Source organism: Peribacillus sp. NPDC046944 (assembly GCF_050272735.1).
Taxonomy (GTDB): Bacteria; Bacillota; Bacilli; order Bacillales; family DSM-1321; genus Peribacillus.
Genome location: NZ_JBNNML010000006.1, coordinates 158,347 through 183,609 on the forward strand (window position 1 = coordinate 158,347; position 25,263 = coordinate 183,609).

24 protein-coding genes and 2 riboswitches are annotated in these 25,263 nt (G+C 41.3%); of the genes, 12 read left to right on the forward strand and 12 right to left on the reverse strand.

What is annotated here, in order from left to right; all coding sequences use genetic code 11:
• Window positions 1-9 precede the first annotated feature (9 nt).
• Window positions 10-762, reverse strand: a complete 753-nt coding sequence (locus tag ACQKIC_RS13035; RefSeq protein WP_402870903.1) for a metal ABC transporter ATP-binding protein — start codon at window positions 760-762, stop codon at window positions 10-12.
• An 11-nt stretch (window positions 763-773) separates the two neighbouring features.
• Entirely contained in the window at window positions 774-1,691 is a 918-nt protein-coding gene (locus ACQKIC_RS13040; RefSeq protein ID WP_402870902.1) for a metal ABC transporter solute-binding protein, Zn/Mn family, read from the reverse strand.
• A 267-nt stretch (window positions 1,692-1,958) separates the two neighbouring features.
• Here ACQKIC_RS13040 and ACQKIC_RS13045 point away from each other — a divergent pair, with 267 nt between their 5' ends.
• Entirely contained in the window at window positions 1,959-2,162 is a 204-nt protein-coding gene (locus ACQKIC_RS13045) for a helix-turn-helix transcriptional regulator (RefSeq protein WP_402954408.1), read from the forward strand.
• Complete coding sequence (locus ACQKIC_RS13050; RefSeq protein ID WP_402870897.1) at window positions 2,162-2,461, forward strand: hypothetical protein; 300 nt, start codon at window positions 2,162-2,164, stop codon at window positions 2,459-2,461. The genes ACQKIC_RS13045 and ACQKIC_RS13050 overlap by 1 nt, the downstream gene beginning before the upstream one ends.
• Window position 2,462: 1 nt before the next feature.
• Here ACQKIC_RS13050 and ACQKIC_RS13055 read toward each other — a convergent pair whose 3' ends face one another.
• Window positions 2,463-2,615: a hypothetical protein gene (locus ACQKIC_RS13055; RefSeq protein WP_402954412.1), complete on the reverse strand. Its 153-nt coding sequence runs from the start codon at window positions 2,613-2,615 to the stop codon at window positions 2,463-2,465.
• Window positions 2,616-2,702: 87 nt separating this feature from the next.
• Between ACQKIC_RS13055 and ACQKIC_RS13060 the strand changes: the two genes are divergently transcribed.
• Both ACQKIC_RS13060 and ACQKIC_RS13065 read left to right on the forward strand, forming a co-directional pair.
• Complete coding sequence (locus tag ACQKIC_RS13060; RefSeq protein ID WP_402954415.1) at window positions 2,703-3,665, forward strand: LacI family DNA-binding transcriptional regulator; 963 nt, start codon at window positions 2,703-2,705, stop codon at window positions 3,663-3,665.
• A gap of 230 nt (window positions 3,666-3,895) precedes the next feature.
• A riboswitch (Lysine riboswitch) is annotated at window positions 3,896-4,078 on the forward strand.
• 97 nt (window positions 4,079-4,175) lie between these two features.
• Window positions 4,176-5,627: an amino acid permease gene (locus ACQKIC_RS13065; RefSeq protein WP_402870890.1), complete on the forward strand. Its 1,452-nt coding sequence runs from the start codon at window positions 4,176-4,178 to the stop codon at window positions 5,625-5,627.
• Between the two features lie 47 nt (window positions 5,628-5,674).
• Here the strand turns inward: ACQKIC_RS13065 and ACQKIC_RS13070 are convergent, their stop codons facing one another.
• From ACQKIC_RS13070 to ACQKIC_RS13085, 4 genes are all read right to left on the reverse strand, one after another.
• Window positions 5,675-7,357 (reverse strand): glycoside hydrolase family 13 protein, encoded by a 1,683-nt coding sequence (locus ACQKIC_RS13070; protein ID WP_427591405.1) that lies wholly within the window; start codon window positions 7,355-7,357, stop codon window positions 5,675-5,677.
• 187 nt (window positions 7,358-7,544) lie between these two features.
• Complete coding sequence (locus ACQKIC_RS13075) at window positions 7,545-8,114, reverse strand: YhcN/YlaJ family sporulation lipoprotein (protein WP_427668650.1); 570 nt, start codon at window positions 8,112-8,114, stop codon at window positions 7,545-7,547.
• 73 nt (window positions 8,115-8,187) lie between these two features.
• The gene (gene sugE / locus ACQKIC_RS13080; RefSeq protein WP_402870883.1) at window positions 8,188-8,508 is read right to left on the reverse strand and encodes a quaternary ammonium compound efflux SMR transporter SugE; all 321 of its coding nucleotides are present in this window, start codon (window positions 8,506-8,508) and stop codon (window positions 8,188-8,190) included.
• Window positions 8,509-8,554: 46 nt separating this feature from the next.
• Window positions 8,555-8,655, reverse strand: a riboswitch (guanidine-I (ykkC/yxkD leader).
• 45 nt (window positions 8,656-8,700) lie between these two features.
• The gene (locus ACQKIC_RS13085; RefSeq protein WP_402870881.1) at window positions 8,701-9,030 is read right to left on the reverse strand and encodes a DUF948 domain-containing protein; all 330 of its coding nucleotides are present in this window, start codon (window positions 9,028-9,030) and stop codon (window positions 8,701-8,703) included.
• Window positions 9,031-9,310: 280 nt separating this feature from the next.
• On the opposite strand from ACQKIC_RS13085, the gene ACQKIC_RS13090 reads away from it, so the two are divergent.
• The 4 genes from ACQKIC_RS13090 (at window position 9,311) to ACQKIC_RS13105 (ending at window position 12,577) form a co-directional block, all read left to right on the forward strand.
• The gene (locus tag ACQKIC_RS13090) at window positions 9,311-9,847 is read left to right on the forward strand and encodes a PadR family transcriptional regulator (protein ID WP_402870878.1); all 537 of its coding nucleotides are present in this window, start codon (window positions 9,311-9,313) and stop codon (window positions 9,845-9,847) included.
• A gap of 154 nt (window positions 9,848-10,001) precedes the next feature.
• Window positions 10,002-11,123 carry an ABC transporter permease gene (locus ACQKIC_RS13095; RefSeq protein WP_402870875.1) on the forward strand — a complete coding sequence of 374 codons (1,122 nt, stop codon included), beginning with the start codon at window positions 10,002-10,004 and terminating at the stop codon, window positions 11,121-11,123.
• Window positions 11,123-11,803, forward strand: a complete 681-nt coding sequence (locus ACQKIC_RS13100) for an ABC transporter ATP-binding protein (protein ID WP_427591407.1) — start codon at window positions 11,123-11,125, stop codon at window positions 11,801-11,803. Before ACQKIC_RS13095 ends, ACQKIC_RS13100 begins: the two co-directional genes overlap by 1 nt.
• A gap of 153 nt (window positions 11,804-11,956) precedes the next feature.
• Window positions 11,957-12,577, forward strand: a complete 621-nt coding sequence (locus tag ACQKIC_RS13105) for an RraA family protein (RefSeq protein ID WP_427591408.1) — start codon at window positions 11,957-11,959, stop codon at window positions 12,575-12,577.
• A gap of 55 nt (window positions 12,578-12,632) precedes the next feature.
• Here the strand turns inward: ACQKIC_RS13105 and ACQKIC_RS13110 are convergent, their stop codons facing one another.
• The 5 genes from ACQKIC_RS13110 to ACQKIC_RS13130 form a co-directional block, all read right to left on the reverse strand.
• On the reverse strand, window positions 12,633-14,603 hold the full coding sequence (locus ACQKIC_RS13110; protein ID WP_427591409.1) for an LTA synthase family protein: 1,971 nt from the start codon (window positions 14,601-14,603) through the stop codon (window positions 12,633-12,635).
• Between the two features lie 901 nt (window positions 14,604-15,504).
• Window positions 15,505-16,458: a siderophore ABC transporter substrate-binding protein gene (locus tag ACQKIC_RS13115; protein ID WP_402990083.1), complete on the reverse strand. Its 954-nt coding sequence runs from the start codon at window positions 16,456-16,458 to the stop codon at window positions 15,505-15,507.
• 202 nt (window positions 16,459-16,660) lie between these two features.
• Complete coding sequence (locus ACQKIC_RS13120) at window positions 16,661-17,419, reverse strand: ABC transporter ATP-binding protein (protein WP_402870864.1); 759 nt, start codon at window positions 17,417-17,419, stop codon at window positions 16,661-16,663.
• Window positions 17,413-18,360, reverse strand: coding sequence for an iron chelate uptake ABC transporter family permease subunit (locus tag ACQKIC_RS13125; RefSeq protein WP_402954427.1), 948 nt, complete (start codon window positions 18,358-18,360; stop codon window positions 17,413-17,415). Before ACQKIC_RS13125 ends, ACQKIC_RS13120 begins: the two co-directional genes overlap by 7 nt.
• On the reverse strand, window positions 18,353-19,303 hold the full coding sequence (locus tag ACQKIC_RS13130) for an ABC transporter permease (protein WP_402870859.1): 951 nt from the start codon (window positions 19,301-19,303) through the stop codon (window positions 18,353-18,355). The genes ACQKIC_RS13125 and ACQKIC_RS13130 overlap by 8 nt, the downstream gene beginning before the upstream one ends.
• Window positions 19,304-19,660: 357 nt before the next feature.
• Between ACQKIC_RS13130 and ACQKIC_RS13135 the strand changes: the two genes are divergently transcribed.
• From ACQKIC_RS13135 to ACQKIC_RS13150, 4 genes are all read left to right on the forward strand, one after another.
• Entirely contained in the window at window positions 19,661-19,930 is a 270-nt protein-coding gene (locus tag ACQKIC_RS13135) for a DUF1450 domain-containing protein (protein WP_403124269.1), read from the forward strand.
• A 119-nt stretch (window positions 19,931-20,049) separates the two neighbouring features.
• Window positions 20,050-21,705 (forward strand): M14 family metallopeptidase, encoded by a 1,656-nt coding sequence (locus ACQKIC_RS13140; protein WP_402990049.1) that lies wholly within the window; start codon window positions 20,050-20,052, stop codon window positions 21,703-21,705.
• Window positions 21,706-21,827: 122 nt separating this feature from the next.
• A complete protein-coding gene (gene shc / locus ACQKIC_RS13145; RefSeq protein WP_402870851.1) occupies window positions 21,828-23,723 on the forward strand; it encodes a squalene--hopene cyclase in 1,896 nt (631 codons plus the stop codon).
• 373 nt (window positions 23,724-24,096) lie between these two features.
• On the forward strand, window positions 24,097-25,173 hold the full coding sequence (locus ACQKIC_RS13150) for a tetratricopeptide repeat-containing glycosyltransferase family 2 protein (protein ID WP_427591410.1): 1,077 nt from the start codon (window positions 24,097-24,099) through the stop codon (window positions 25,171-25,173).
• The last annotated feature ends 90 nt before the right edge of the window (window positions 25,174-25,263 follow it).

The window sequence follows — 25,263 nt, forward strand, 5'->3', positions numbered from 1 at the left end:
GTGTACACCTCATTTCAATAGCAAGCCTGACTCAGCATCGGATAATATCGCTAACCGTCCTCCATATGTCTCCTGCAAAAACTCAGGAATGAAGACCTCTTCTGTCGGACCAATCTTCATCACCTTTTTATTCAGCAACATCGTCCAATCGAAATATTCCTTCACAGTCGACAAATCATGATGCACTACAAGAACTGTCTTCCCTTTTTCTTTCAGCTCCATCAATAGCTGGATGATTGCCTTTTCCGTTGCGGCATCAACGCCCACAAATGGTTCATCCATGAAATAGATGTCCGCTTCCTGCGCCAACGCCCGTGCCAGGAAAATCCGTTGCTGCTGCCCGCCGGAAAGCTGACTAATCTGACGGTCAGCATACTCAACCATCCCTACTTTTTCCAGACATTCCATCGCCTTCATTCGTTCAGCCTTCCCGGGACGCTTCAACCAGCCCAGGTGCCCGTACCTGCCCATCATCACGACATCGAGTGCATTTGTCGGGAAATCCCAGTCCACCGATTCTCGCTGTGGTACATAACCGATACTCTTCCTCATGGATTTATAAGAAGCACCATGGATCGTGACTTTCCCGGCTAGTCTTGGAACCAATTCAAGAATCCCCTTGATCAAGGTGGATTTCCCCGCCCCATTCGGACCGATGATACCAATCAGATTCCCTTCCGGAACCTCGAATGTAACATCTTCGACCACCGGCTTTTTATGATAAGCTATCGTCAGATTCTCGACTTTCAACGCATAATTCATCCCATTTCCTCCTATTTTAATGCCTTCACGATCGTATCGGTATTATGCCGGACCATTCCGATATAGGTTCCTTCTTCCGTGCCTTTTTCCCCCATTGCATCCGAGAACAGCTCGCCGCCTATTTCCACGCTATGGCCTTGCTTTTCAGCTCCCTGAATGACCGCTTCGATAGCCTTTTTCGGTACGCTTGATTCCACGAAAATGGCTTTGATTTCATTTTCCACAAGATATTCACGCATATCCGTTACATCCTTCGAACCATATTCCGATAGAGTATTCATCCCCTGAAGCCCTCTCACTTCCAATCCATATGATTTGCCGTAATACCCAAAAGCATCATGTGCCGTGACGAGGACCCGCTGATTCTCCGGAATCTTATTTATCTCCTCATGGACATATTCATCAAGTTCCTTCAACTGGATAACATAGGCTTCATAATTTTCTAGATAACTAGCTTCATGGTCCGGGTCATTTGCAATCAGCTCTTCCTTCACGGCTTCCGCTGCCACCATCCAAAGCTTTACATCAAACCAGACATGCGGGTCATGTTCCGTTTCACTGACCTTATGAAGCTGATCCCCCGTAAAGTCTTTCGTCACCGCAATCGTCGGTTTCTCCTTACTCATCATTTCAAAGATATCCGTCATTTTCCCTTCAAGGTGCACACCGTTATAAAAAATCATGTCAGCTGAATCAAGTGTTTTCACGTCCCCCTGCGTTGCCTTATATAGGTGGGGGTCGACTCCCGGCCCCATTAAACTTGTGACCTTCACATGTTCACCGCCGATATTCTCGACCAAGTCCCCAATCATCCCCGTCGTAGCTACTACATTCAGCTTTCCTTGAACGTGATTCGATGGTTCATTGCTACATCCTGATATCATGACCACTGCCATAAGCAAGCTTCCAACCCATTTCAAAAACTTCATGTATTCCCCTCCATTTTATAGCCCTATATAAAAAAGTTTACCAAGGGCAAGATTTAGGCCAAAAAAAATCCGTTATATTTTGTCCTACGCGCTAGAATGTTTCCTCTATACAACTTATTTTATACTATACACAATTATTCGTAAAAAGTGCAAATTTTTAAATGTTGGACTGAAGAAATTTAATGCAGGAAAATATATACAAAACAACTTTTGTAAAGTATACTTTACGTACAGTGAGCTTTACATTAAAGAAAGGAGCCTGAGGGGTTGAAAAACAAATTACGGGATATGCGCAAGTCTCATCAACTTACACAAGAAAAGCTATCCGAACTAACGGGCGTATCCCGGCAGACGATTATTTCTATAGAATCCGGAAGATTCGATCCATCCATCAAGCTTGCTTACAAACTGGCAAAAGTGTTCGATTTGACCATTGAGGATATATTTCTATTTGAGGAGGAGGAAATGTAATGGATTTTAACTGGTGGGCTTTTTTAGGAAGTACCCTTGGCATCATCGGAGGGCTGGCTGGATTAAGGGGAGGTCGCCGTGCCGCTGCCAAGCGACGGGGATTGGATGAACGATTTGACCTCATCCGAACTAAAGCACGGGCAACCAGCTGGTTTTTCACCCTTTTTGGGATCTATATCTTTTTCTTCTTATTATTTTTTGGCGTAAAACTCTCTGTTGCCCCTGTTCTAGGTATTCTCTTACTTCTTCATCTCGGGTCATGGGCGATTTCCGTTTTTTATTATGAAGCAAAGCTTTAAATCATTTTTGTGATTTTACTGCTAGATAAGCTAACCCCAACTCAATCCCGCAAAGCACGATCAAACAAAGCAAAGTCGTTAACATCTTCATCCCTCCTTCAAGACTTTTATTAATCTTAAAGGATGAAACCCATACCAGAACAAGTCCCAGCATGAAGGCATTTCCCCTTTATGCTTTCGTTCTCTTGCTCTGAAATGGGTTTCATAGGGTAGACTGTAAAAAACGAAAAATGGTGATCTAATGACGAACATAAAAAAAATCGCTGAATATGCAGGTGTATCGATTACGACCGTATCTCGCGTGATGAATAACCATCCTTATGTAAGTGAGGAAAAGAGAAAGAGTGTACTAAAGGCCATCGAGCAATTGAACTATACGAGAAATATCAACGCCATCCATCTTACGAAAGGCAAGACTCATCTGATTGGCGTCATCATTCCATACACCAATCACCCCTATTACGGAGCAATCATCCAGGGAATTAATAAACAAGCAAATGTCCTTGGTTACCATATTGTCATCTTCCAAACACAATATGAAAGAGAGAAAGAAATCCAAGCACTGAAAATGTTACAAATGAAGCAACTCGATGGCATCATCGTCTGTTCTAGAATCTCAGAAATGAAAGTGCTCTTGGAGTATCATGTCTACGGTCCGATTATCTTATGTGAAGATACATCGCAGTCAGAATTTTCTTCGATCAGCATCGACCATTATGCCGCCTTTTCCTCAGCCCTCGACTACTTGGTAAACAAGGGATATAAGAAAATAGGCTACAGCCTTGGGCGAAAAAAGAGCAGGAATAGTTCACTTCGGATAAAGGCGTTTGAAGATAGCATGAAAAAACATCATTTTATAAGTAAAGAGGAATGGCTGTTTGAAGGCAGTTACTATATCAAAGACGGAGAAAGGGCCTTTCAAGAATGGGTCGCCATGCAGGATAAGCCAGAGGCCATCATTATAACGAACGATGATACGGCAGCTGGCTTCATCATTTCCGCTCAAAAAGCGGGAGTTAAGATACCTGAAGACGTCGCCATCCTTGGTTTCAATAACGATAGTATTAGCGAAATGCTGGACATCTCGACTATATCCCTACCCTTGGATTCGATTGGGAGAATGGCTGTTGACCTTTTTGAGGATCCTGCCACGATCAAACATGTAAAGCTAGGTTTCAGCCTTATAACGCGAAAAAGTGTATAATAATCAGAATTATTTGTTTTTATTATTCACCTATATTATCTATTTGAACACTAAATGGTTTGATTCATGTCTAATTAGGGAAAAAGATACTTGAAAAATAAACATTGCGCTCTCTAGAGGAATATTTTATAATTTTAATATAGCAAATTTCATTCAGTGACTCACAAACTGTATGTCACCATTTAAAATTCGCGTTATTAACAGTACGAATTGAATACTTCCTCATTTACCGATGAGTTAGAGGCTGCGGCTTATAAAAGTAACACGGACGAGATTCAGGAAAGTTGACGACTCCGTTTGAAAGGATAAGTTGCCGAAGTGTAGAAATATTCCTTGTATTTCTAGGCTGGCGATGTTTTCGAACAGGAACATCACTGTCACGTTTTCATAAAACGTGGGGAGCTATCTTCGGAAGGATTAAACGGGTATCTATATACAGCCGTCGATCTTTTTCGACTGCTGTTTTTTTTATATTCCGTCCCCTTCCCATAAAAAGGAGTGTAACATCAATTGAAAAATCAACAACAAAATTCAAATCCTACTGAACTGAAAAGGAGTCTGAAAGCTAGGCACCTTATGATGATATCTCTAGGTGGAACAATCGGCACCGGACTATTTTTAGCGAGTGGTGGTGCCATTCATACGGCTGGCCCCGGTGGTGCATTAGTTGCTTATGCGGTAATTGGCGCCATGGTTTTTTATTTAATGACAAGCCTTGCCGAGATGGCTGCTTATATGCCAGTTGCCGGTTCGTTCCGCGTTTATGCATCCAAATTCGTCGATCCCTCTTTCGGTTTTGCGATTGGGTGGAATTATTGGTATAACTGGGCCATCACGATAGCAGCTGAATTGGCGGCCGTTGTCCTGATCATGAAATTTTGGTTCCCGGATACTCCATCATTCATTTGGAGTGCCGTTGCATTACTCATCATGTTCTTAATTAACTATATGTCCGTTAAGGGCTTTGGCGAAGCCGAATATTGGTTTGCAATGATTAAAATCGTGACCGTCATTATCTTCTTAATTACTGGTTTTTTAATCATTTTTGGCATCATGGGCGGAAATGATCCGATTGGTTTTTCTAATTTCACCATGGGTGATGGGCCATTTAATGGAGGCTTCTTTACCATTCTAGGAGTCTTCATGGCAGCTGGCTTCTCCTTCCAAGGAACGGAATTGCTTGGAGTAACCGCTGGAGAAAGTGAAGATCCTGAGAAAAACATCCCTAGGGCGATCAAATCCGTTTTTTGGCGCATTATCTTATTCTATATCCTAGCAATCTTTGTCATAGGAATGATCATTCCTTTCACGGATGCACGTTTACTAAGTGAAGATGTTGCCGTCAGTCCATTTACGCTTGTTTTTGAACGCGCAGGCCTTGCCTTTGCCGCTGCTGTCATGAACGCAGTCATTTTAACATCCGTACTTTCAGCTGGTAACTCTGGCATGTATGCCTCAACCCGTATGCTATGGGATTTAGCACGTGACGGAAAAGCACCGAAGTTCCTTGGCAAGCTTGATAAAAGAGGCGTACCTGTAAATGCTCTTATCGTGACTTCTTTAGTCGGATGTCTTGCTTTCTTGGCTTCCTTCTTCGGGGATGGAGTCGTGTATATTTGGTTACTGAACGCTTCCGGCATGGCTGGTTTCGTCACATGGGTCGGGATTGCCCTTGCCCACTATCGATTCCGAAAAGCTTATATCGCTCAAGGTCTGGATTTAAATGACCTCCCATACCGTTCAAGAACCTTTCCGTTCGGTCCGGTTTTTGCGCTTGTCCTTTGCCTCTTCATCATCCTTGGACAAGGCTATCAAGCTTTCAGCACAGACGGAATTGATTGGAACTCCATGTTTGTTTCCTACATTGGTCTTCTTTTGTTCTTCGTTCTCTGGCTCGGATATAAAATTAAACATAAATCCAAAATCATTCCCCTTGAGGAATGTGATCTAAAAGTGAAATAAAAAAAAGGACCTGAATCTCTCTTCAACAGAGAAGTTCAGGTCTTTTCTTATTTCAAAAGGTAGACACGGCATTCATATGGACGCAACGGTTCACTGGAGACCGTGTCGCTTTCCTCCTGCTCATAATTGCCGATCAACAGGGTAGCCTTTAATGAATGTAACGCCGTCGGTATCGTCAAAGTCGCTTCTTGTCCCTTAAAGTTGCATAGCACAAGCACCTTTTCCTCACCTAGCGTCCTCGTATAGGCAAAAATCTGTTCATCATCCGGACAAAGTAAATCAAAACGACCATATACGATAATGTCATGTTGTTTACGTAATTGAATGAGCTTTTTATAAAAATGAAAAATGGATTGATGATCATTATAGGCCTTCTCTGCATTGATTTCCGGGTAGTTGGCATTCACGCCGATCCATGGAGTTCCTGTCGTGAATCCCGCATTCCGTCCATCATTCCACTGCATGGGTGTTCGCGCATTATCTCGACTACGTGCATGAATGGCAGCCATCATCTTTTCTTTTGACCATCCATACGTATTCACTAATTCTTCATAGGAATTCATCGTTTCTATGTCACGATACTCTTCTATGCTTTCAAAAGCGATATTGGTCATTCCCAGCTCTTCCCCCTGGTAGATATAGGGTGTCCCCTTTAACATATGAAGACAAGCAGCAAGCATCTTCGCACTTTCCACCCGATACTCCCCATCATCTCCGAATCTTGATACAACTCTTGGCTGGTCATGGTTATTCCAGTACAAACTGTTCCAACCTACCTCTTCCAACCCATATTGCCATTTTGAGAGAATCCCTTTTAAATCGCTCAGATCCCATTTTTCATTATTCCATTTTCCTTCCGGTCCTCCCCCTATATCCATATGTTCAAATTGGAAGACCATATGTAATTCCCCACGATCCTCCCCTGTGTAGAGTACCGCGTCATCTGGTGAAACACCGGGCATTTCTCCAACTGTCATCACATCATAATCAGAAAGGACGCGTTGATTGACTTCCTGCAAGAACTCATGAATTCTGGGTCCATTCAGGAAATAGGGACTTCCATCGCCGTGCTGTTTTCCATCCAAAATGTTTCCATCCATGTATCGCTGGTCCTTCGATAGAAAGTTAATGACATCCATCCGGAATCCATCAACCCCTTTATCCAGCCACCACTTCATCATGCTATAGATTTCCTCACGAAGTTGAGGGTTCTCCCAATTCAAATCGGGCTGTTTTTGGCTAAATAAGTGTAGATAATATTCATCCGTTCCCTCATCATATTTCCAAGCCGAACCTTTGAAGACAGACTCCCAATTATTCGGTTCCTTTCCATCCTTACCAGGTCTCCAAATATAGTAATCTCGCTTCGGGTCATCCACGGAGGAACGGGAAGCCAGGAACCATGGGTGTTCATCTGACGTATGATTCACTACGAGATCCATCATGATTTTCATTCCCCGTTCATGGACCGCACTTAAAAGCCGATTAAAATCATCCATCGTCCCGAATTCCGTCATGATTGACTGATAATCACTAATATCATACCCGTTATCATCATTCGGTGATTTGTATACGGGAGAAAGCCAAATTACATCCACACCAAGCTCCTGTAAGTAATCAAGCTTGAGTAAGATTCCTCTCAAGTCACCTATTCCATCTCCATTGCTATCCATAAAACTACGAGGGTACACTTGATAAACAACCGACTCTTTCCACCACGTCTTTTCCATACCTACCACTCCCTCCTTAACCTTTACATAATTATACAATAATCTTTCTATTATAAAGAGTGAAACTTCAGAATATTACCAATAACATATTTTCTTCACCTAAAAAAAGGCTCACCCGCTTTATCTTCAAGCTCTTCAGCTGAAAATCAATCGGACAAGCCTTGATCATGAATGGATATATGCTAGTTTAACTAGGGAAAACCCTGTGTACAAGATTCTGAAACTCATCGGTAAACCCTTCAACCGGTTTTCCACTTTTAACATCTTTCATGTATTGATCCATCCTCTTTACAAAATCGGGGTTGGTCGATACATGAACATCTTGGATGGAAGTATCACTGTTTCTTACAGCACCTTCAATTTTGTTTTTTACTTCCGTGGTAAGGGAGTCTTCCCCTTTTCTGAGTACGGCACCCACATATGCATCATTATCGATCACGATAACTCTTGCTCTTTTTACTTGCTTCAATTCCTCGATTCGGTCAGCAATATTCTCAGTTACCCTCATCTGATTGTTACCTTGACCAGTGTTGTTGTTGTTGTTGTTGTTGTTGTTGTTGTTGTTGTTGTTGTCGTTGTTATTATTATTATTGTTAGTTTTAGTATCCGTTCTATCGTTCACCGTCGTAGGATTATAACCAGTTTGACTCAAATCTCTATCCTGATTGGTCCGATTCAGCCCGAGGTTTTCGTTTGCTCCTTCATTTTCATTCGCGGAACATCCTGTAATGAATAAAGCCACCATTACGCTTGTCACTAACGCTTTGTATTTTTTCATCTTTTCCCTCCTCACATATGGTTTCCCTTACTATTTGCAAGGAGGGAAGGAGTTATTCAGAAGAAGTGATTTTCAACCCGAGAATCCCCACGACAATACAACCAACGAAGACCAGGCGTATGGCATCCCTCGGTTCGTTAAACGCAATGATGCCCACCAATACGGCGCCGACTGCTCCAATTCCCGTCCATATCGCATACGCCGTTCCCATCGGTAGCGTCTTTATTGCTGAGGACAGAAAGTAAAAACTAATAATCATGCCTACAATCGTGATGACAGAAGGAAATAATTTCGTGAAGCCTTCCGTATATTTCAAACTTGTAGCCCAAACCACTTCAAATAACCCAGCAATAACGAGTTGAATCCAAGCCATCTTATTTTCCTCCAATACAGAATAAGCCCGGGAGGTCACGAACATAACCTCCCGGGCTTTTATCCCTCCGTGTACGCAGAGTTTTTCTCTGCGCGTCTCTCTCGGTCCAGTCCGGCCTTTGACCGCGGAACCCTAGAAACATTTCAATTACCTGTACTATATCATTTCGATTTAATGGGGGTCAAACGTTTCTTACCCATTTCTTCTGCTCGTCATTGTCCTTTTTTCGCCTTTAATGGTATGCCAGATATTCTTAAATGGTTGGGGTGTTTGTTTCGCGGCATCCACCGTATACTGAACTGCTTCTTTTTTATATTGAACATCTTCTGTGATTTCCTGCTGTGTCTCCGCAAGATGATCCGTCTCCGACTTAATCTGATCTGTTTTCGCCTGCATGCGCGCAACAGTTTCATTTACATTATCAATGGTTGGTTTAGAATCCTTAAATGTCTTAAAAGCAAAAAATGCTAAATAAATGATTGATCCAATAAAGAGGGCCAGACTAATATATACAATGATCACGTATCGTTTCCTCCTCCTTCTTCTTCTCTTCTTTCCACTACTATACCCATTATACCCGCTAGAAAACAGTACACATGTAATTTCTCATAAGCCTGGGATTAACAAAGCGAGGCAGAAACACCGAATGATGCAATCCCCGGTAGACCCGCTTCGTCCATTGGTCTCTTTTCAGAAAAGACTATGGGCTTCGCTTCATCCGTTTATCAAGCCAACTCTTGCTATAGATTTGATGTAAAACATGCTACTATAAGAGTAGATACCATCGGAAAGGGGCCCCATTATGGATACTCGATCACTTATTTTACTTGGATTACTTATGGCCCAGAGTCAACATGGCTACCAAATTAATGAATTCATAGAAAGAAACTTAAGTACCATTACAGATATGAAGAAGCCAACCGCTTATGCAACATTAGATAAATTAAGTAAACAAGGCTACATTGAGGTACACACTGAGCAAGAAGGCAACAGACCACCTCGTAAAGTGTATTCCATTAATGAAAAGGGAAAACAATATTTCTACGAGCTGCTCATTCAAAACCTCTCCTCTGCGGAAAGTGTAAAGTTCAGCGGGGATATCGGCCTGATGTTCATTGATCACCTCCCCTTGGAAAATGTCATTCCAGCTCTTGAAAACAAGCTCACAGAGAATGCGAAACTGATTACCGTGTTAAAAAAGACTCCCGTACACGGTTCAGGACATGGCGTCGATTTTGCCGTAGCTCATAAGATTGCCATGCTTGAAGCAGAAACGGAATTCATCAAGAACACCGTACTCACCCTCAAGGATCAGCTGAAAGAACTGAAAAGTACATGATAGTCTAACCCCTTGCCAAGTAGCGTGCACTTCCTACTCGGTGGGGTTTTTTGTTTGCATGGAATTTCTATTTGACTATTAATACAGACGGTACTATACTTTAGGAGTAATAGTCATAACTGACTAATCACTATAAAACTAAAGAGGTGTTACGATGTATCTTGCACTAAAGGAACTCAAGCACGGAAAATTCCGATTCATGATGATAGGTATCATCCTAGTGCTCATATCTTGGCTAGTCTTCATCCTTTCAGGACTTGGCAATGGACTTTCTACATTAAGTGCCGCATCCTTCAAGAATATGGATGCCGATTATGTAGTCTTTGAAGAAGGATCCCGAAACTCGATGACACGGTCCATGTTTAGTGGAGATCTTGCAGATGAACTAAAGGAATTCCCGGAAGTCAAAGCTGTATCTCCCATGGGACATTCAATGGCAACTGTTTTAAAAGGGGATACTGACGCAACGGAGGAAAAAACGGATATCGCCTTGCTTGCGATAGAACCCGGTAGCTTCCTGGAGCCTGAAATCATCGAAGGACATGCTCTATCTAAAGATCGTCCCAAAGATGTTGTCGTAAATGATTCATTCAAGGAAGAAGGCTTTAAGCTTGGCGATACCTTGGAATTGGAAGGAACGACAGAGAAAGTTACGATTGTTGGATTTACAGAAAATCAAACATACAACCATGTGACATCCGTCTTTACAACACTTGATAAGTGGCGGAGCATTCACTATGCGGCTCCTGGTTCCGATAATGGAGTCAATGAACCTGTTAACGCCATTATGCTTCAAGGCAAAGATATTGACGTTGATTCCATAAATAAAGAATTCAAGGGTTATGATATCGTTACTAAATCCCAAGCGGTTCAAGGTATGCCAGGTTACGTGGAAGAAAATGGGACAATCGTTATGATGCTTGTCTTCCTTCTTGCGATTTCAGCTTTCGTCCTAGGTGTATTCTTCTATGTACTAACGCTACAAAAATCCAACCAATTTGGCATCATGAAAGCGATTGGAGCAAGCAATGGGTTCCTTGGTAAAGCGATTGTTTCCCAAGTGTTCCTATTATCACTTATCAGTATAATCGTAGGTATCCTCTTAACATATGGTACGGCACTTATCTTACCAGCAGGCATGCCATTTGAACTGGATACGAAGTTAGTGATTATCTACAGCATAATTTTACTTATCATATCCGTTGTAAGTTCATGGATTTCAGTTCGTAAAATCACGAAAATCGATCCATTGCAAGCTATTGGGAGGGCAGAATAATGACTGGATTACAACTTGAACATGTATCGAAATTTTACGAAGAGGGTGGCCATAAGATAGCGGCCCTTCAAGATGTTTCTTTATCCGTCGAACAAGGGGAATTTGTGGCCGTCATTGGCCCATCCGGTTCTGGTAAAAGTACCTTCCTTTCCATAGCAGGAGCCCTCCTTCAAGCTTCTGCAGGTGCAGTCAGCCTGAATGGTAAGGATCTAGGTGGCCTCAATGCGAAAGAACTGGCCAATGTCCGTTTGAACGATATCGGTTTTATCTTACAAACATCGAACCTCATACCGTATTTAACGGTACTTGACCAATTACTTGTCGTGAAAAAAATGGCAGGCAAGATCACAAAGCAAGATAAAGCATTTGCTAAAAGTCTACTCACTGACTTAGGTCTAGGAAGTAAAATGAGTAAGTTTCCAAACGAGTTATCAGGCGGAGAACGCCAACGGACAGCCATCGCCAGAGCCTTCATGAACCAACCCAATATCATACTTGCAGATGAACCAACTGCAAGCCTTGATTCCAAACGAGGACATGAAGTCGTCCAACTTATCTCCAAAGAAGTTAAGTCACGGAAGAAAGCAGCCATCATGGTAACCCATGATGAACGCATGCTACAATATTGCGATAAAGTGTATAAGATGGAAGACGGTCAATTATCACTCGTCTCCAACTGATATATAAAGCCCATCCTTGTATAAGGATGGGCTTTACTAATGGAATAATGTGAGCAGGTCGACTAGCGAAATCTTCTCAGACCTATATTTATCAGAAAATTAAAATAACATGTATAATGAAGGTGTCTTTTTAAAATGAGGAGGATGAAGAATATGGATCATTTAATTCAACAATTCAAAGAGATTCCTACCACGGCCATTTCAGATGCAATGGAGGGCATGAACAACGTAGATTCAGGCATTAAGCCCTTAAAGGAAGGGTATAGGTTTGCCGGCCGGGCATATACGGTTCAATTACCCGTTGGTGATAACTCAGCCGTGTTAAAAGCAATCGGCGAGGCACGTCCAGGGGATATATTGGTGGTCGATAGTAAAGGAGATACATACCGGGCCATTGCTGGTGACTTCGTCATTGGCATGATGAAGACGATGCAAATTGGGGCACTCGTGGTTGATGGAGTGATACGTGATCTCGGTGCTATTAAGGAAATTGATTTTCCTGTATTCAGCAAAGGCACCACCGTTGCCTCAAGTGGAAAATATGGAGTGGGAGAGACCAATTTGCCCATTTCCTGTGGTGGAGTCACCGTAAACCCAGGGGACTTGGTTATTGGGGACATGGATGGAGTAGTCGTCGTCCCTCAGTCTAAAGGTGAGGAAATTTTAAAAAAGGCAAAAGATAAACTACTTAAAGATGAACAGCGTGCCGAAAAATACGCAGGAAATCCCGAAGAAATCAAAAAGTACATTGCCATGATGACTTCAAAGTCTTAAGATACCTAAAGAAAGCAGGGTGGGAAGCATTTGCTTCCCACCCTGCTTTCTTTCATTATTTCTTATCCGGATCAACCTGGTTCGATTCATCTTCTTTGTACGTATAATCGTAATCTGCTGGGTCGATTGGTTCAAAGCCCTTCGGTGAATAGAAACGAAGCAAGTCACCATTCACGACTTTGTCGGATAAATTGAGCATGGTCTCCACTCTAGATTTAGAGTTGAGGATGTCTTCATTTTCCTCGACCAATTCCCCAGTTTTCGAGTCATAGTATTTTCCTTTGATAGAAGTAACTTCTGGCGATACGAAGTCTCCATTACGGAAAGGTACAATTTCATTATGATCTTTTGACAATAGATCTGAACCGAATTGTACATAATCATTGGATTCTATTCCGAGTAAATGAAGCATGGTTGGAAGAAGATCGATTTGACCTCCGTATTGGTGCATTTCCCCACCTTCAACACCTGGAACATGAATCAATAATGGTACACGTTGTAGCTGAGCATTTTCAAACGTGCCCACTTCTTTATCAAGCACTTTTGACATCGCATCTGTATGATTTTCCGAGATACCGTAATGATCACCATACATGATGATGACAGAGTTATCATACAAACCTGATTCCTTCAGATAATCGAAGAATTCTTTAAGGGCTTCGTCAGCATAGCGAGCTGTCTGGAAATAACTATCAACCGATGCATCCCCTGTTGTATGTTTTTCGATTGTTGTTTTCTCTTGGTCCATGGCATAAGGGAAATGATGGGATACAGTTATGAACTTTGTATAGAAAGGCTGTTGAAGCGTTTCTAACATAGGAATCGATTCTTTAAAGAAAGGCTTATCCATTAATCCATAACTCAACACTTCATCTTTGTTGTCCATATTGTAATGTGCGGCATCAAAGAAATTATCGAATCCAAGTGACTTATACATCTTATCCCGGTTCCAGAAGGATTTATAGTTACCATGGAACACGGCGGAAGTGTATCCATTTTGTCCTAGGATAGCCGGTGCTGCTTGATACGTATTTTGCGATTGAGTAGTGAATGCTGCTCCCTGTGGTAAACCGAACAATGAATTCTCAAGCATGAATTCAGCATCCGCTGTCTTTCCTTGACCAACCTGATGGAAGAAGTTATCAAAATACATGAAGTCCGACTCATTATGTGCAAGTGAATTTAGGAAAGGAGTAACCTCTTCTCCATTCAACTTATAGTCGATCAAGAAATTCTGCATTGATTCCAAATGCAAGTAGATAACGTTCTTGCCTTTTGCTTTACCGAAGTATTCCGGATTCGGCTCTGCACTTGTCGCTTTTGTATAGTTGACGACTTCTGCAATATCCGTGCTGTTGGCCGTTGCACGCTGAGCGTACGTTTTAGTGTTTTGAACGGCATCGTATACAGTATAGTTGAACATGCCAAGATACTTAACAATGTAGTTCCGATCAAATGTTCTTGATAATAATTGGGGGCGGTCTTTTTCAGCCAGTCCCAAATTGATAGCGAAAATCACAAGTCCAGTAAGGTAGACCAATGCTATTGTACGACGTTTAACTTTAACGTTTTCCAATTTAACGTCTTTGAATTTATATAGAACCATTAAAAGAACCGTATCTAGGAAATAAAATACGTCATAAGATTTAAATAATGCTAAAACACTCGGTCCCAAATCTCCGGCATTTTGCACTTGCGTCAAGGTTGGTAGTGTAATGAAATCCGTAAAGGAACGGTAATACACAATATTAAAGAATAACCATAAGGACATCAATAGGTTTAACCTGATAACCCATTTGAACGACTTTTTACCTCTCACCAATAATGCCAAGCCGAAAAACAAGATAGCTGAGCTAACTGGGTTAATGAAAAGTAAGAACTGTTGTAATCCATTCTCTAGGCCTAAATTGAATTCCATTCGATAACCAATGTAGGTTTTTATCCAAAACAAGACTATAGCAACAACAAAAAAGCCTAGTATGTTATTTATAAATAAATGCTGGCCTTTTTTCAAGAAATTTTTCATGCTTTCACCTCTATTAAACTAGTGGTATATAGTAAACTTTTACTTTCTTACAGAAGACGGAAATTCGCAAACCTTATGATAGCACTCTTTTGCTTCTATAGTCAAGAATGCACAAAACTTTCAAATGTCACGTGTTTTTTCTCGTCTGTCATTATTCCCCATCCAAAAAAGTTTCAATACCTATACCTTTAAATATATAGGAAGCTCCTGTTATATTCCAATAAATATAACCCATGTTTCCTGGCAACGACGAATGATATTTCCATCCCGATTTCAAATCTCCTAAGCCTTTACCATTATAAACGACTCCTTACGAAAAGACCACAACTTTACAAAATATGTAAACAGCTTTTCGGAAATTATCGGAAAATTCATCGTTTTATTTTGTCATCCCTTTACTATAATTCCTTTTTTTCTTGTCCGATCATTCGACATCTTGAAACCAACTGTAGTTTTCGCCCAATGAAGATCCAAAACCCTTTCTCCTCCCCCCACTTCGTAACGATTTGAGATGGCTCATACGATTATGAGCGGGCTAATGTTATCCACAAGATATCGTCTTCTATCGACACCATTCTCCTTCTTTCCTGGTTCTCCAATTTCCCTTAAGACATTCCTTAATATATACGGATTGTCCTCAAAAATGATTCATTCTCCATAAAAAAATAATTTTGTAACCTGCATGAGATTTTTTTCATTTCGATTTATTGTAAGATACACACCATCTTACTCGTTTTCATGAGCACTCCGTGAGGAGCATTATAATAGGAAGAAAAATAATTTTACGCACTCTGTTTCGTTAATTTCTTAAAGGTATGTTTCCACCTCTGCGATTGTGTTAGCCAATAAAAAAATGCCTGTTCTCACATAAAGTGGGAACAGGCATTTCGGGATTCATGAATTACTTAAGGCCTTCAGAGATTTCATTAACCATTTCATTAACGGATTCTAATCCGCCACCTGATAAGTACCAGTAGTTAGGGTCAAGATAAACGATGTGGCCATCTTTATAAGCGTTTGTGTTCTTCACAATGTCATTTTCAACAGTTTCTTTCGCAGCAGCACCATCACCCACTACAGCATCTCTATCAATAACGAAAAGGTAGTCCGGGTTTTTTTCAGCAATATATTCGAAAGAAATGCTTTGACCGTGTGTTGATACTTCTAATTTATCGTCTACAGCAGGAACGCCGAATACATCATGAATGATACCGAATCTTGAGTTAAGACCATATGCACTTACTTTTCCACCATTAGCAAGAACGATTAAACCTTTTTTATCAGCAGGAACTTTTTCCTTCAAAGCATCAATATTTTCTTCAACGCTTGCAAGTTCTTTAGCTGCTTGGTCTTCTTTACCAAAGATCTTACCTAAAAGTGTAACGTTTTCTTCAAATGATTCCATATATTTTGTAGTATCCACACCAACGAATACAGTTGGGGCGATTTCACTTAATTCTTCATATGCTTCTGATTGACGACCTGAGATCAGAATAAGGTCAGGAGCCATTTCGTTGATCTTTTCGAAGTCAGGTTCTTTCAAGCCACCTACATTTTCAGTGCTTTCCTTGTAGTCAGAAAGGTATTTAGGAAGGCTATCTTGAGGAACACCCGCTACCTCTACGTCTAATTTATCCAGAGTATCAAGGGCACCCATATCGAATACAACAACTTTTTCAGGGTTCGTTTTAACTTTTGTTTCGCCTAATTGGTGTTTAACGGTGAATTCTTCACTTTTAGCTGTTTCACTTGTATTTTTTTTTGTACTTGATTCTTCTTTTTCATCATTCGATCCACAAGCTGCAGCTACGACTGCCAACATTGCCAATAAAAGCAATAAAGATAATTTTTTCATCATTAGATAGTCACCTCGAAAGTTATTTTATATTTGAAATCACCTTTGAAACCATTAGCCTTCTGTAACCATATCTTCTATAAACCCTTTCAGCCAGCCATATCTTGGGCGCCTGCCTACTGAAACAGTTTGAAAAATAGAGATTAAAGTATGTTCAAGCTTTGAATCCTAGGTGATTTTAAATCAATATGAACGGATTAACTCAAGTAAAGTACACACAAATCTTATTATCATTGATGTTTTGGATTTCAATGTCCATATCATATATTTCCTTTAAGACATTGGAGTTGATGACCTGTTCGGTCGGTCCATTATGGACAACCTTTCCATCCTTCAGTGCAACGATGTAATCGGAGTAACAAGAAGCAAAATTAATATCATGGATGACGATGATGACCGTTTTTCCCAATTCATCGGTCAGTCTTCTTAAAACCTTCATGATTTGAACGGAATGCTTCATGTCCAAGTTGTTTAATGGTTCGTCAAGAAGCACATATTCTGTGTTTTGAGCAATGACCATGGCAATGAATGCCCGTTGTTGCTGTCCACCACTAAGCTGGTCTAGAAACTTGTCCTGCATATCCGCAAGTTCCATATATTCAATCGCTTCATCGACATATACCCAATCCTCTTTCGTCAGTTTCCCTTGTGAATAAGGAAAACGGCCAAAAGCGACGAGTTCACGAATGGTTAAACGAATGTTAATGTGGTTGGCCTGCTTTAGAATGGCAATCTTCTTCGCAAGCTCGTTACTTTTGAAATTGTTCATATCTTTTCCATCAATCAGGACGTCCCCTGAATCTTTGGCAATGAGCCGGCTTATCATGGAGAGGACCGTACTTTTTCCTGCACCATTGGGTCCAATGAAAGAAGTGATCTTTCCTTTTTGGATTTTCAAAGAGACATCCTCAACGACCGTTTTATTATTGTACCGTTTGAATAATTTTTTAACTTCTACCATGATTTATTCTCCTTTAATAGAAGATAGATGAAATATACACCGCCGATAAAGTTGATGATGACACTTAATGTAGTCGAGAAGGTAAAGATCCTCTCAACAATGAACTGACCGCCGACCAAGGCGATGACACTGATCAGCATCGCACCCGGAAGGATGATTTTATGCTGATAGGAATTGATGAATTGATACGCGACATTGGCAACCAGCAAACCGAGGAATGTGATGGGACCGATCAGGGCCGTTGAAATCGAGATGAGTATCGTGACAACGATCAATACTCGTTTGGTGACGTAATCATAATCCACACCCAAGTTGACGGCCTGATCCCTACCAAGGGACATGACATCTAAATATTTCATGAATCTAAAGAAGTAAGCGATAGCCGCGATCATGAGTACAATAGCCAAGATTAAAAGATCTGTATTGACATTATTGAAACTCGCGAACATTTTGTTCTGTATGATTTGGAACTCATTCGGGTCAATCAACACCTGCATGAAGGATGACATACTACCGAATAATGTTCCAAAGATGATTCCAATCAGCAGTAGGAAATAAATGTTCCGGTTCTGCTTGAACATGAATTTGAAAAGCAAACTGGCAAAGATGAGCATGATGGCCAACGTTACCAGGAAGTTAAGGTTTTTATTCGTGATCAAGATATGCGTCGAGCCAAGCAAGAAAATGACCGCTGTTTGGATGAGCATATACATGGAATCTAATCCCAAGATGCTTGGTGTCAGTATTTTATTATTAGTGACCGTCTGGAATATCACTGTTGCGAAGGCAATCGCACACCCCACTACGATGATGGCGATAATTTTCCAGACCCGCCTCGGAAGGGAATAATCCCAATTCGGGCCAAGGTCCCAAAAGATGTAAAAGGCTGTTAAAACGGCGGCAAGAACCGCCAATATTATGATCTTATTCTTATTATTCATATGCCTTTCTCCTCATTATCAAATAGATAAATATGGCGCTTCCTATTACTCCCACCACAAGGCCAATCGGAATCTCGAATGGATAAATGATGATCCGGCCCAAAATATCGCAGATTAATAGGAAAACAGCCCCTAGCAATGCTGTATGAGAAAGACTCTTCTTCAAGTTATCACCAAGGTAAAGGGAAACAATATTAGGTACGATCAACCCGATGAAAGGAATTGTTCCTACCGTTAATAAAACGAGCGTGGAGGCAAGCGCCACGATAACCAATCCAAGGTTGACCACAAATTTGTAATTGAGGCCCAGATTGATGGCAAACTCTTCCCCCATCCCTGCCACCGTGAATTTATTGGCAAAGATATATGCGACGATGACTAACGGGATACTAGCATATATCAATTCATACCTACCCGACATGATCATCGAGAAATCCCCATTCATCCAAGTGTTGAGGCTTTGGATTAAATCATACTTATAAGCAAAGAAAGTTGAAATGGATCCAACGATATTACCAAACATCAATCCCACTAATGGTATGAAAATAGTATCCTTATATTTTACTTTGTCCAGTATTTTCATGAATAGAAAAGTACCAGCCAAGGCGAAGATGAAGGCAAATGCCATTTTCTCTATAAGGGCTGCCGATGGGAAGATGATCAGAGCAAGAAGAAGACCTAGTCTTGCTGAATCCATCGTACCGGCAGTTGTAGGTGATACAAATTTGTTCCTGCTCAATTGCTGCATGATAAGACCACTGATGCTCATGACGACACCAGCTATAATAATGGTTACCATTCTAGGAAAACGGCTTTGCAACATAATTTGGACTTTATCATCACTTAAGTCCAATAAATCCAAGGGCGTAATATCCTTAACACCTATAAATAGAGAAGTAAAGGATAAAACGATTAACATAAGAACTAAATATCTAATCTTCATCTACGTTTCCTACTCTTCCTATCTCAGTAAATATACAGTGATATATGATTGATTTGACACTATGTATTAATGCTTGAATGAAAATTCATTTCAAATGAACGATAGAATGATGTTTGTCACTTAAATATGATAATGAGATTCATTATCATTATTCCCTTTTCATTCTACCATGTCTCCGCTATGTGTCAACTTAATAAATCTAATTACTTGGGTATAATGGAATTGTCTGGATGACTCTTTACCGAGAATTCCTTTCATCCTTTAGGATAGTTCGTCCAGCTCTACCTATGCACCCCCCTTCCTACATGATAAAATGGAAATAACATCTATTTACTCTTCAACGAAAGTAGCGATATGATGAAAACCTTTCTAACTAAACTTTTCACAAAAAAAGAACATGTCAAAATAGAATTTTGCCAAAATAATCTTGATCGTTTCCTCAATGAACAAACTTCGGAGGTCTATGGAAAATTCTTAAAGAGTCCCCGGATTCAGTATAAAGAATATGAATGTTTAAGTGAATGTGCGCTTTGCAAGAAATCTCCTTACGCCATGGTTAATGGAGAATTGGTTATTGGGGCCGACACAGACGACCTTTTAAGCCAGTTACAAAACACATTAAAATAATATATGGGCATAAACACTTAGGTTCTATTAATCATTTTTACCATATCGTTAGCTTTGACTACTTTTCTTGTGCACATTATGTTAATTTATGGTAAATGACTTTTCCAGGAGGACTATCTGTGAAAAAAATCGTACCTACCTTAGTTTCTGTCATCTCTCTTAGCCTTGCCACTGGATTGCCGAGCCATAGCAACGTCGCTCAAGCAGAAGAATTCACTCCTTACTATGGGAGTGGGCCAAGTTATATTCAACCTGATAATCTCTCCTACCTCTTTCCTGTACCTGACACTTCATTCAAGACGCCTGCCTTTCAACAAGATCGACTTGCTTTTACCAGTCAAGAAGAAATGAACACATTCATCGAAGGTCTCACCCATAAAAATAAGCATATTCAAATGAAGACCATTGGTCAATCCACAGAAGGTCGCGATATTCCCATGCTTCTTTTCAGTAAGGACTCAAAAAAACTGCAAAAGAATTCAAAGAAACCATTGATCTGGATTCAGGGACAAATTCATGGCAATGAACCCGCTGCCGGGGAATCCACCTTAGTCATTGCCCAATGGTTAGCAGAAGGGAAGCTTGGCAATGTCCTCGATAAAGTGAATATCGCCATCGTCCCACGCGTGAATCCGGATGGATCCTATTACTTTAAACGCACGACAGCCACTAACTTGGATGCCAATCGGGACTATTTAAAAGTGGAGCATCCTGAAGTCCAGACAATCCACCGGGCAATAAATGCTTACGAACCAGAGGTCATTCTTGACGTACATGAGTACACGGTCAACCCTGCCCCGCTTAAAAAAGTCGGCAAGAATGGCTCAATCGCTTCATATGATTTGCTCATCTCTTCAGCAAAGAATCTAAATATCCCGCAGCAGCTGCGAAAAGCATCCGATGAATTGCTTTTGCCGAAGGTTTTTAAGACATTGGAAAAAGAAAAGCTATCCTATAAGGACTACTATACTCTCGCTACCTCTGAAGATGGGGTGCTGACGGCCACAGAAGGAAGCACGGAGGCACGGATTGGACGTAACGCTTTAGGCTTGAAGAATACGATGTCTTATTTAATAGAAACTCGCGGAATCAATATTGGTCGGACGGATTTCACGCGACGTGTGCATGCACAAGCTACAGCACAGGCTGCCTTCATAAAAGCAACGGCTGATCAGGCAACCAAAGTGAAAAAAGTGGTTCGCCAATCAGAAAGTGAAGTCGTCAAAAAAGGCGCAAAAGCAAATGACAATGATAAGGTTGTCATAAAAAGTGAAAATAAACGAATCAAGAACCAAAAACTAACGGTCATCGATCTGGAAAAAGCCAAAAAGGTGGATACGTCCATCGATTGGTTTGATTCGACCGACGCTTACCCTACACTGGTCAGAAATCGTCCAACTGCTTATATCCTCCCTTCCGAGTACAAAGAGGTAGCAAAAAAACTGGAGCGATTGGGTGTTCAAGTGAATACACTTAAAAAGTCCATCACTATACCGGTTGAAAGCTACAAAGTAACAGATTTGAAAGTTTCCGACGAACTGGAAAATGGACATGCAACGAAAGAAGTGACGACCTCCGTCCATACGAAGAAACAAAGCTTCCCAAAAGGTAGCTATGTATTCAATATGTCCCAGCCTGATGCCAACTTCATTGCCCTAACCCTTGAGCCCGAAGGCATCGACAGTTACGTGACCTTCAATTTCATCCCTGCGGCCAAAGGCGATGAACTTCCGATTTACCGTTACATGAAACAACCACCCTTACCGGTAAAATAGACTGAGAACCCGAAACGAAAACACGCCTGAGCATTAGTGCTCAGGCGTGTTTTCGTTTCTTTTGGAATGGAACAGGGGTGGGTGAATATATTTAAAAGGATGACTAGAAAGGGGGAAAGTCTTTGAGCGAGCATGTATATACGGAAATCAACCGTCTTGTTAACCGGTTAAAGCAAGATCAGTCTTCGGATGGATCGTGGAATTATCCGTTTGACACCGGGATTACGGCGGATGCCTATATGATTATCTTACTGAAAATACTGCAAATAGAGGACGAACCGCTTATAGAGGCATTGGTGAACAGGATTGAAAGCAGACAGACGGAAAATGGTTCGTGGAAACTCTTCCATGATGAAAAAGACGGAAACCTATCCGTTACCATCGAGGCTTACTATGGGCTTCTCTATAGTGGCCTCCGGAAAAAACAAGATCCCCATATCAAAAAGGCGAAGCAATTCATCCTTGCCCATGGCGGAATCAAAAAAGCCAAAATGTTAACGAAAATGATGCTGACCGTCACCGGCCAATACAAATGGCCACTCATCTTCCCGTTGCCTCTAGAAGTTATATTATTGCCGCCCGTCTCTCCCGTTAATATGTATGACCTCTCCGTATTCGGACGGGTCAACATGATTCCGCTACTTCTTCTAGGTCATAAAAAATTCCAGATCAAATCTCCCATCACTCCTAATCTAAAAGATTTATATCACACCCGGGAGGAACGATCAAAGGAACACGTATGGGAAGAATATCGAACTGATGAGTACCGGTCCTTCTTCTCTACCGTACAGAATGCCGTTAAGTCCTTGATTGGATTTCCCGATTACCTTCATTCGCTAGCCCTTGAAACAACAAAGCGCTTTATGATTGACCGCCTTGAGCCCGATGGAACGCTCTATAATTATTTTGGCTCCACCTTCTTCATGATTTTTGCCTTGCTATCAGTCGGCTATTCAAAAGATGACCCCGTCATCCTGAAAGCTGTTGAAGGCTTGAAGGGCATGGCCTGTTCAATCGATGGCCATACCCATATCCAGTTCACTACGCCTCATGTATGGAATACCTCATTGATTAGCTATGCTTTACAGGAAGCTGGCGTATCTTCAAAAGACCAAACGGTGAAGGCTGCTAATCAATATTTGCTTAGCCGTCAGCATCATATCTTTGGCGATTGGCGGATCCATAACCCAAAAGCTGTTCCTGGCGGTTGGGGATTTTCCGATTTGAATACCATGAACCCCGATGTCGATGATACGAGTGCCTCGTTGCGCGCATTGGCATATGAATTAAAGCACAATCCAACGAATCAGGACAGCTGGCAACGTGGAGTTGCTTTCATGATTTCCATGCAAAATGATGATGGGGGATTCCCTTCATTCGAACGGAATAATGATCATCAATGGCTCCACCTTGTTCCTTTCGAAGGATCGAAATACCTGTTAACGGACCCCTCCACCCCCGATCTAACAGGGAGGGCACTCGAATTCTTAGGTAACTATACAAATATGAAGAAACCTGAAAAAGTCAGCAAAAAAGCCGTCAATTGGCTATTGGATAATCAAGAACCGGATGGATCATGGTATGGACGCTGGGGAATTTGCTATCTTTATGGGACTTGGTCTGCTTTGACAGGACTAAAGGCGGCCGGACACTCTTCAGACCATCCTGCCATAAAGCAATCTGTGGGCTGGTTGAAGAAAATCCAAAATAAAGATGGTGGTTGGGGGGAGTCTTGCTATAGCGATATAAAAGAAAAATATGTTCCACTCGGTACCAGTACTCTGACCCATACGGCCTGGGCAGTGGACGCCCTGATATCCACTTCAGAAGAGCCAACACCTGAAATCAAGAAGGGAATAACCTATCTCATTCGTGAAGGGTCAAAAGAGTGCTGGGCCAATGAGTATCCAGCAGGCCAAGCAATGGCCAACTTTTTGTATATTCATTATCACAGTTATCGTTATATTTATCCCTTATTAACATTAAGTCACTACAAAAATAAGTTCATGAATGATTAAAGACCGGTTATCCACCATTCAATTAAGGAATGGTGTTAGGATGTGGATGAATTGTGGAAAACAATCCTGGATACCGGTTCAGTTATCCACATTCCTTGGTTATCCACACCAAATGACGTCGGAATTTTTTTAAAACAGTACACTTATCCACAAATTTCAATATCTGTATCACATTTCAAGAATCTATAGGCCGAAAATTGTGCACATCCCCTTCTAATATGAGCTCAACCTGTACGTTTTGTGGATAGATTGGGGATGACTCTTTCATTGGATACCTTTCAAAGGTTATAAATGGGGAAACCCATGCCCTTTTACCTTACCGCGTAACACCCATACGAGTAGTCATTAATATGCTGGTAGCGGAGGTGAAAAAATGGCTATCTCGATTAGTCTTTGCATGATAGTAAAGAATGAAGAAGACACGCTTGCTGCCTGTCTTACTTCCGTAGGTGAAGTGGCAGATGAAATAATCATCATCGATACAGGGTCTGCAGACCAGACGAAACAAATCGCTACCACTTTCACAGATCATGTGTATGATTTTGAATGGATTGATGATTTTGCCGCAGCGAGGAATTTTGCTTTTTCGAAAGCGACAAAGGACTATATTCTATGGCTCGACGCAGATGACATTTTAACAATGGAAAATAAGCAAAAGTTATTAACGCTCAAAGAAACGCTTCCTAGTTATGTTGACTCCGTCATGATGTTCTATCATCTCTCATTTGATGAGCATGGCAACCCTAGCTTCAGCTCGCGTCGAAACCGGCTCGTAAAACGAGAAAAGAACTTCCGGTGGATTGGATTCGTTCATGAATACCTCGATGTGAAGGGGAATATTTTTCAATCGGATATTGCGATTGTTCATAAAAAGGAAAAGGTCCATAGCGACCGGAATTTGAAGATCTATGAAAAAGCACTCGAAGCAGGACATCCTTTCACACCACGTGACAAATATTATTTTGCAAATGAGTGCAAGGACCACGGCCACTACGAAAGAGCCATTGAATGGTATCAAAATTTCCTCGATGAGGGCAAGGGCTGGAGCGAGGATAATATTCAAGCATGTGGAAAGATTTCCGATTGCCTTCTCCAGACCAAAGATTGGCTTCCAGCCATCCAAAGTTGCTTAAAATCGTTTGAATACGATACCCCAAGAGGAGAAAACTGCTGCCGGCTCGGCTCTATTTATCTGCAGCAAAATGATTATGAACGCGCCATATTCTGGTACAATTTAGCGACACAAGTTGCCATTCCAGAAAATAAAAGCCCCTTCATTGACCGAAGTTGCTATACATGGCTGCCTCATATCCAGCTCTGCTTGTGCTATGACCGTCTTGGAAAGTACGGTGAAGCTAACAAGCATAATGAGTTAGCATCTGAATTCGTGCCTAATCACCCTGCCGTGCTCTATAATCGGAAATACTTCCAAGACATGAACGAGACATGAAAACACCCCCGTTTATCTTAAACGGGGGTGAACCTATATCAGTCATTAAGCTAATAGGTGCTTCTTCTTTTTGAAAGGCAGCCCGGTCTT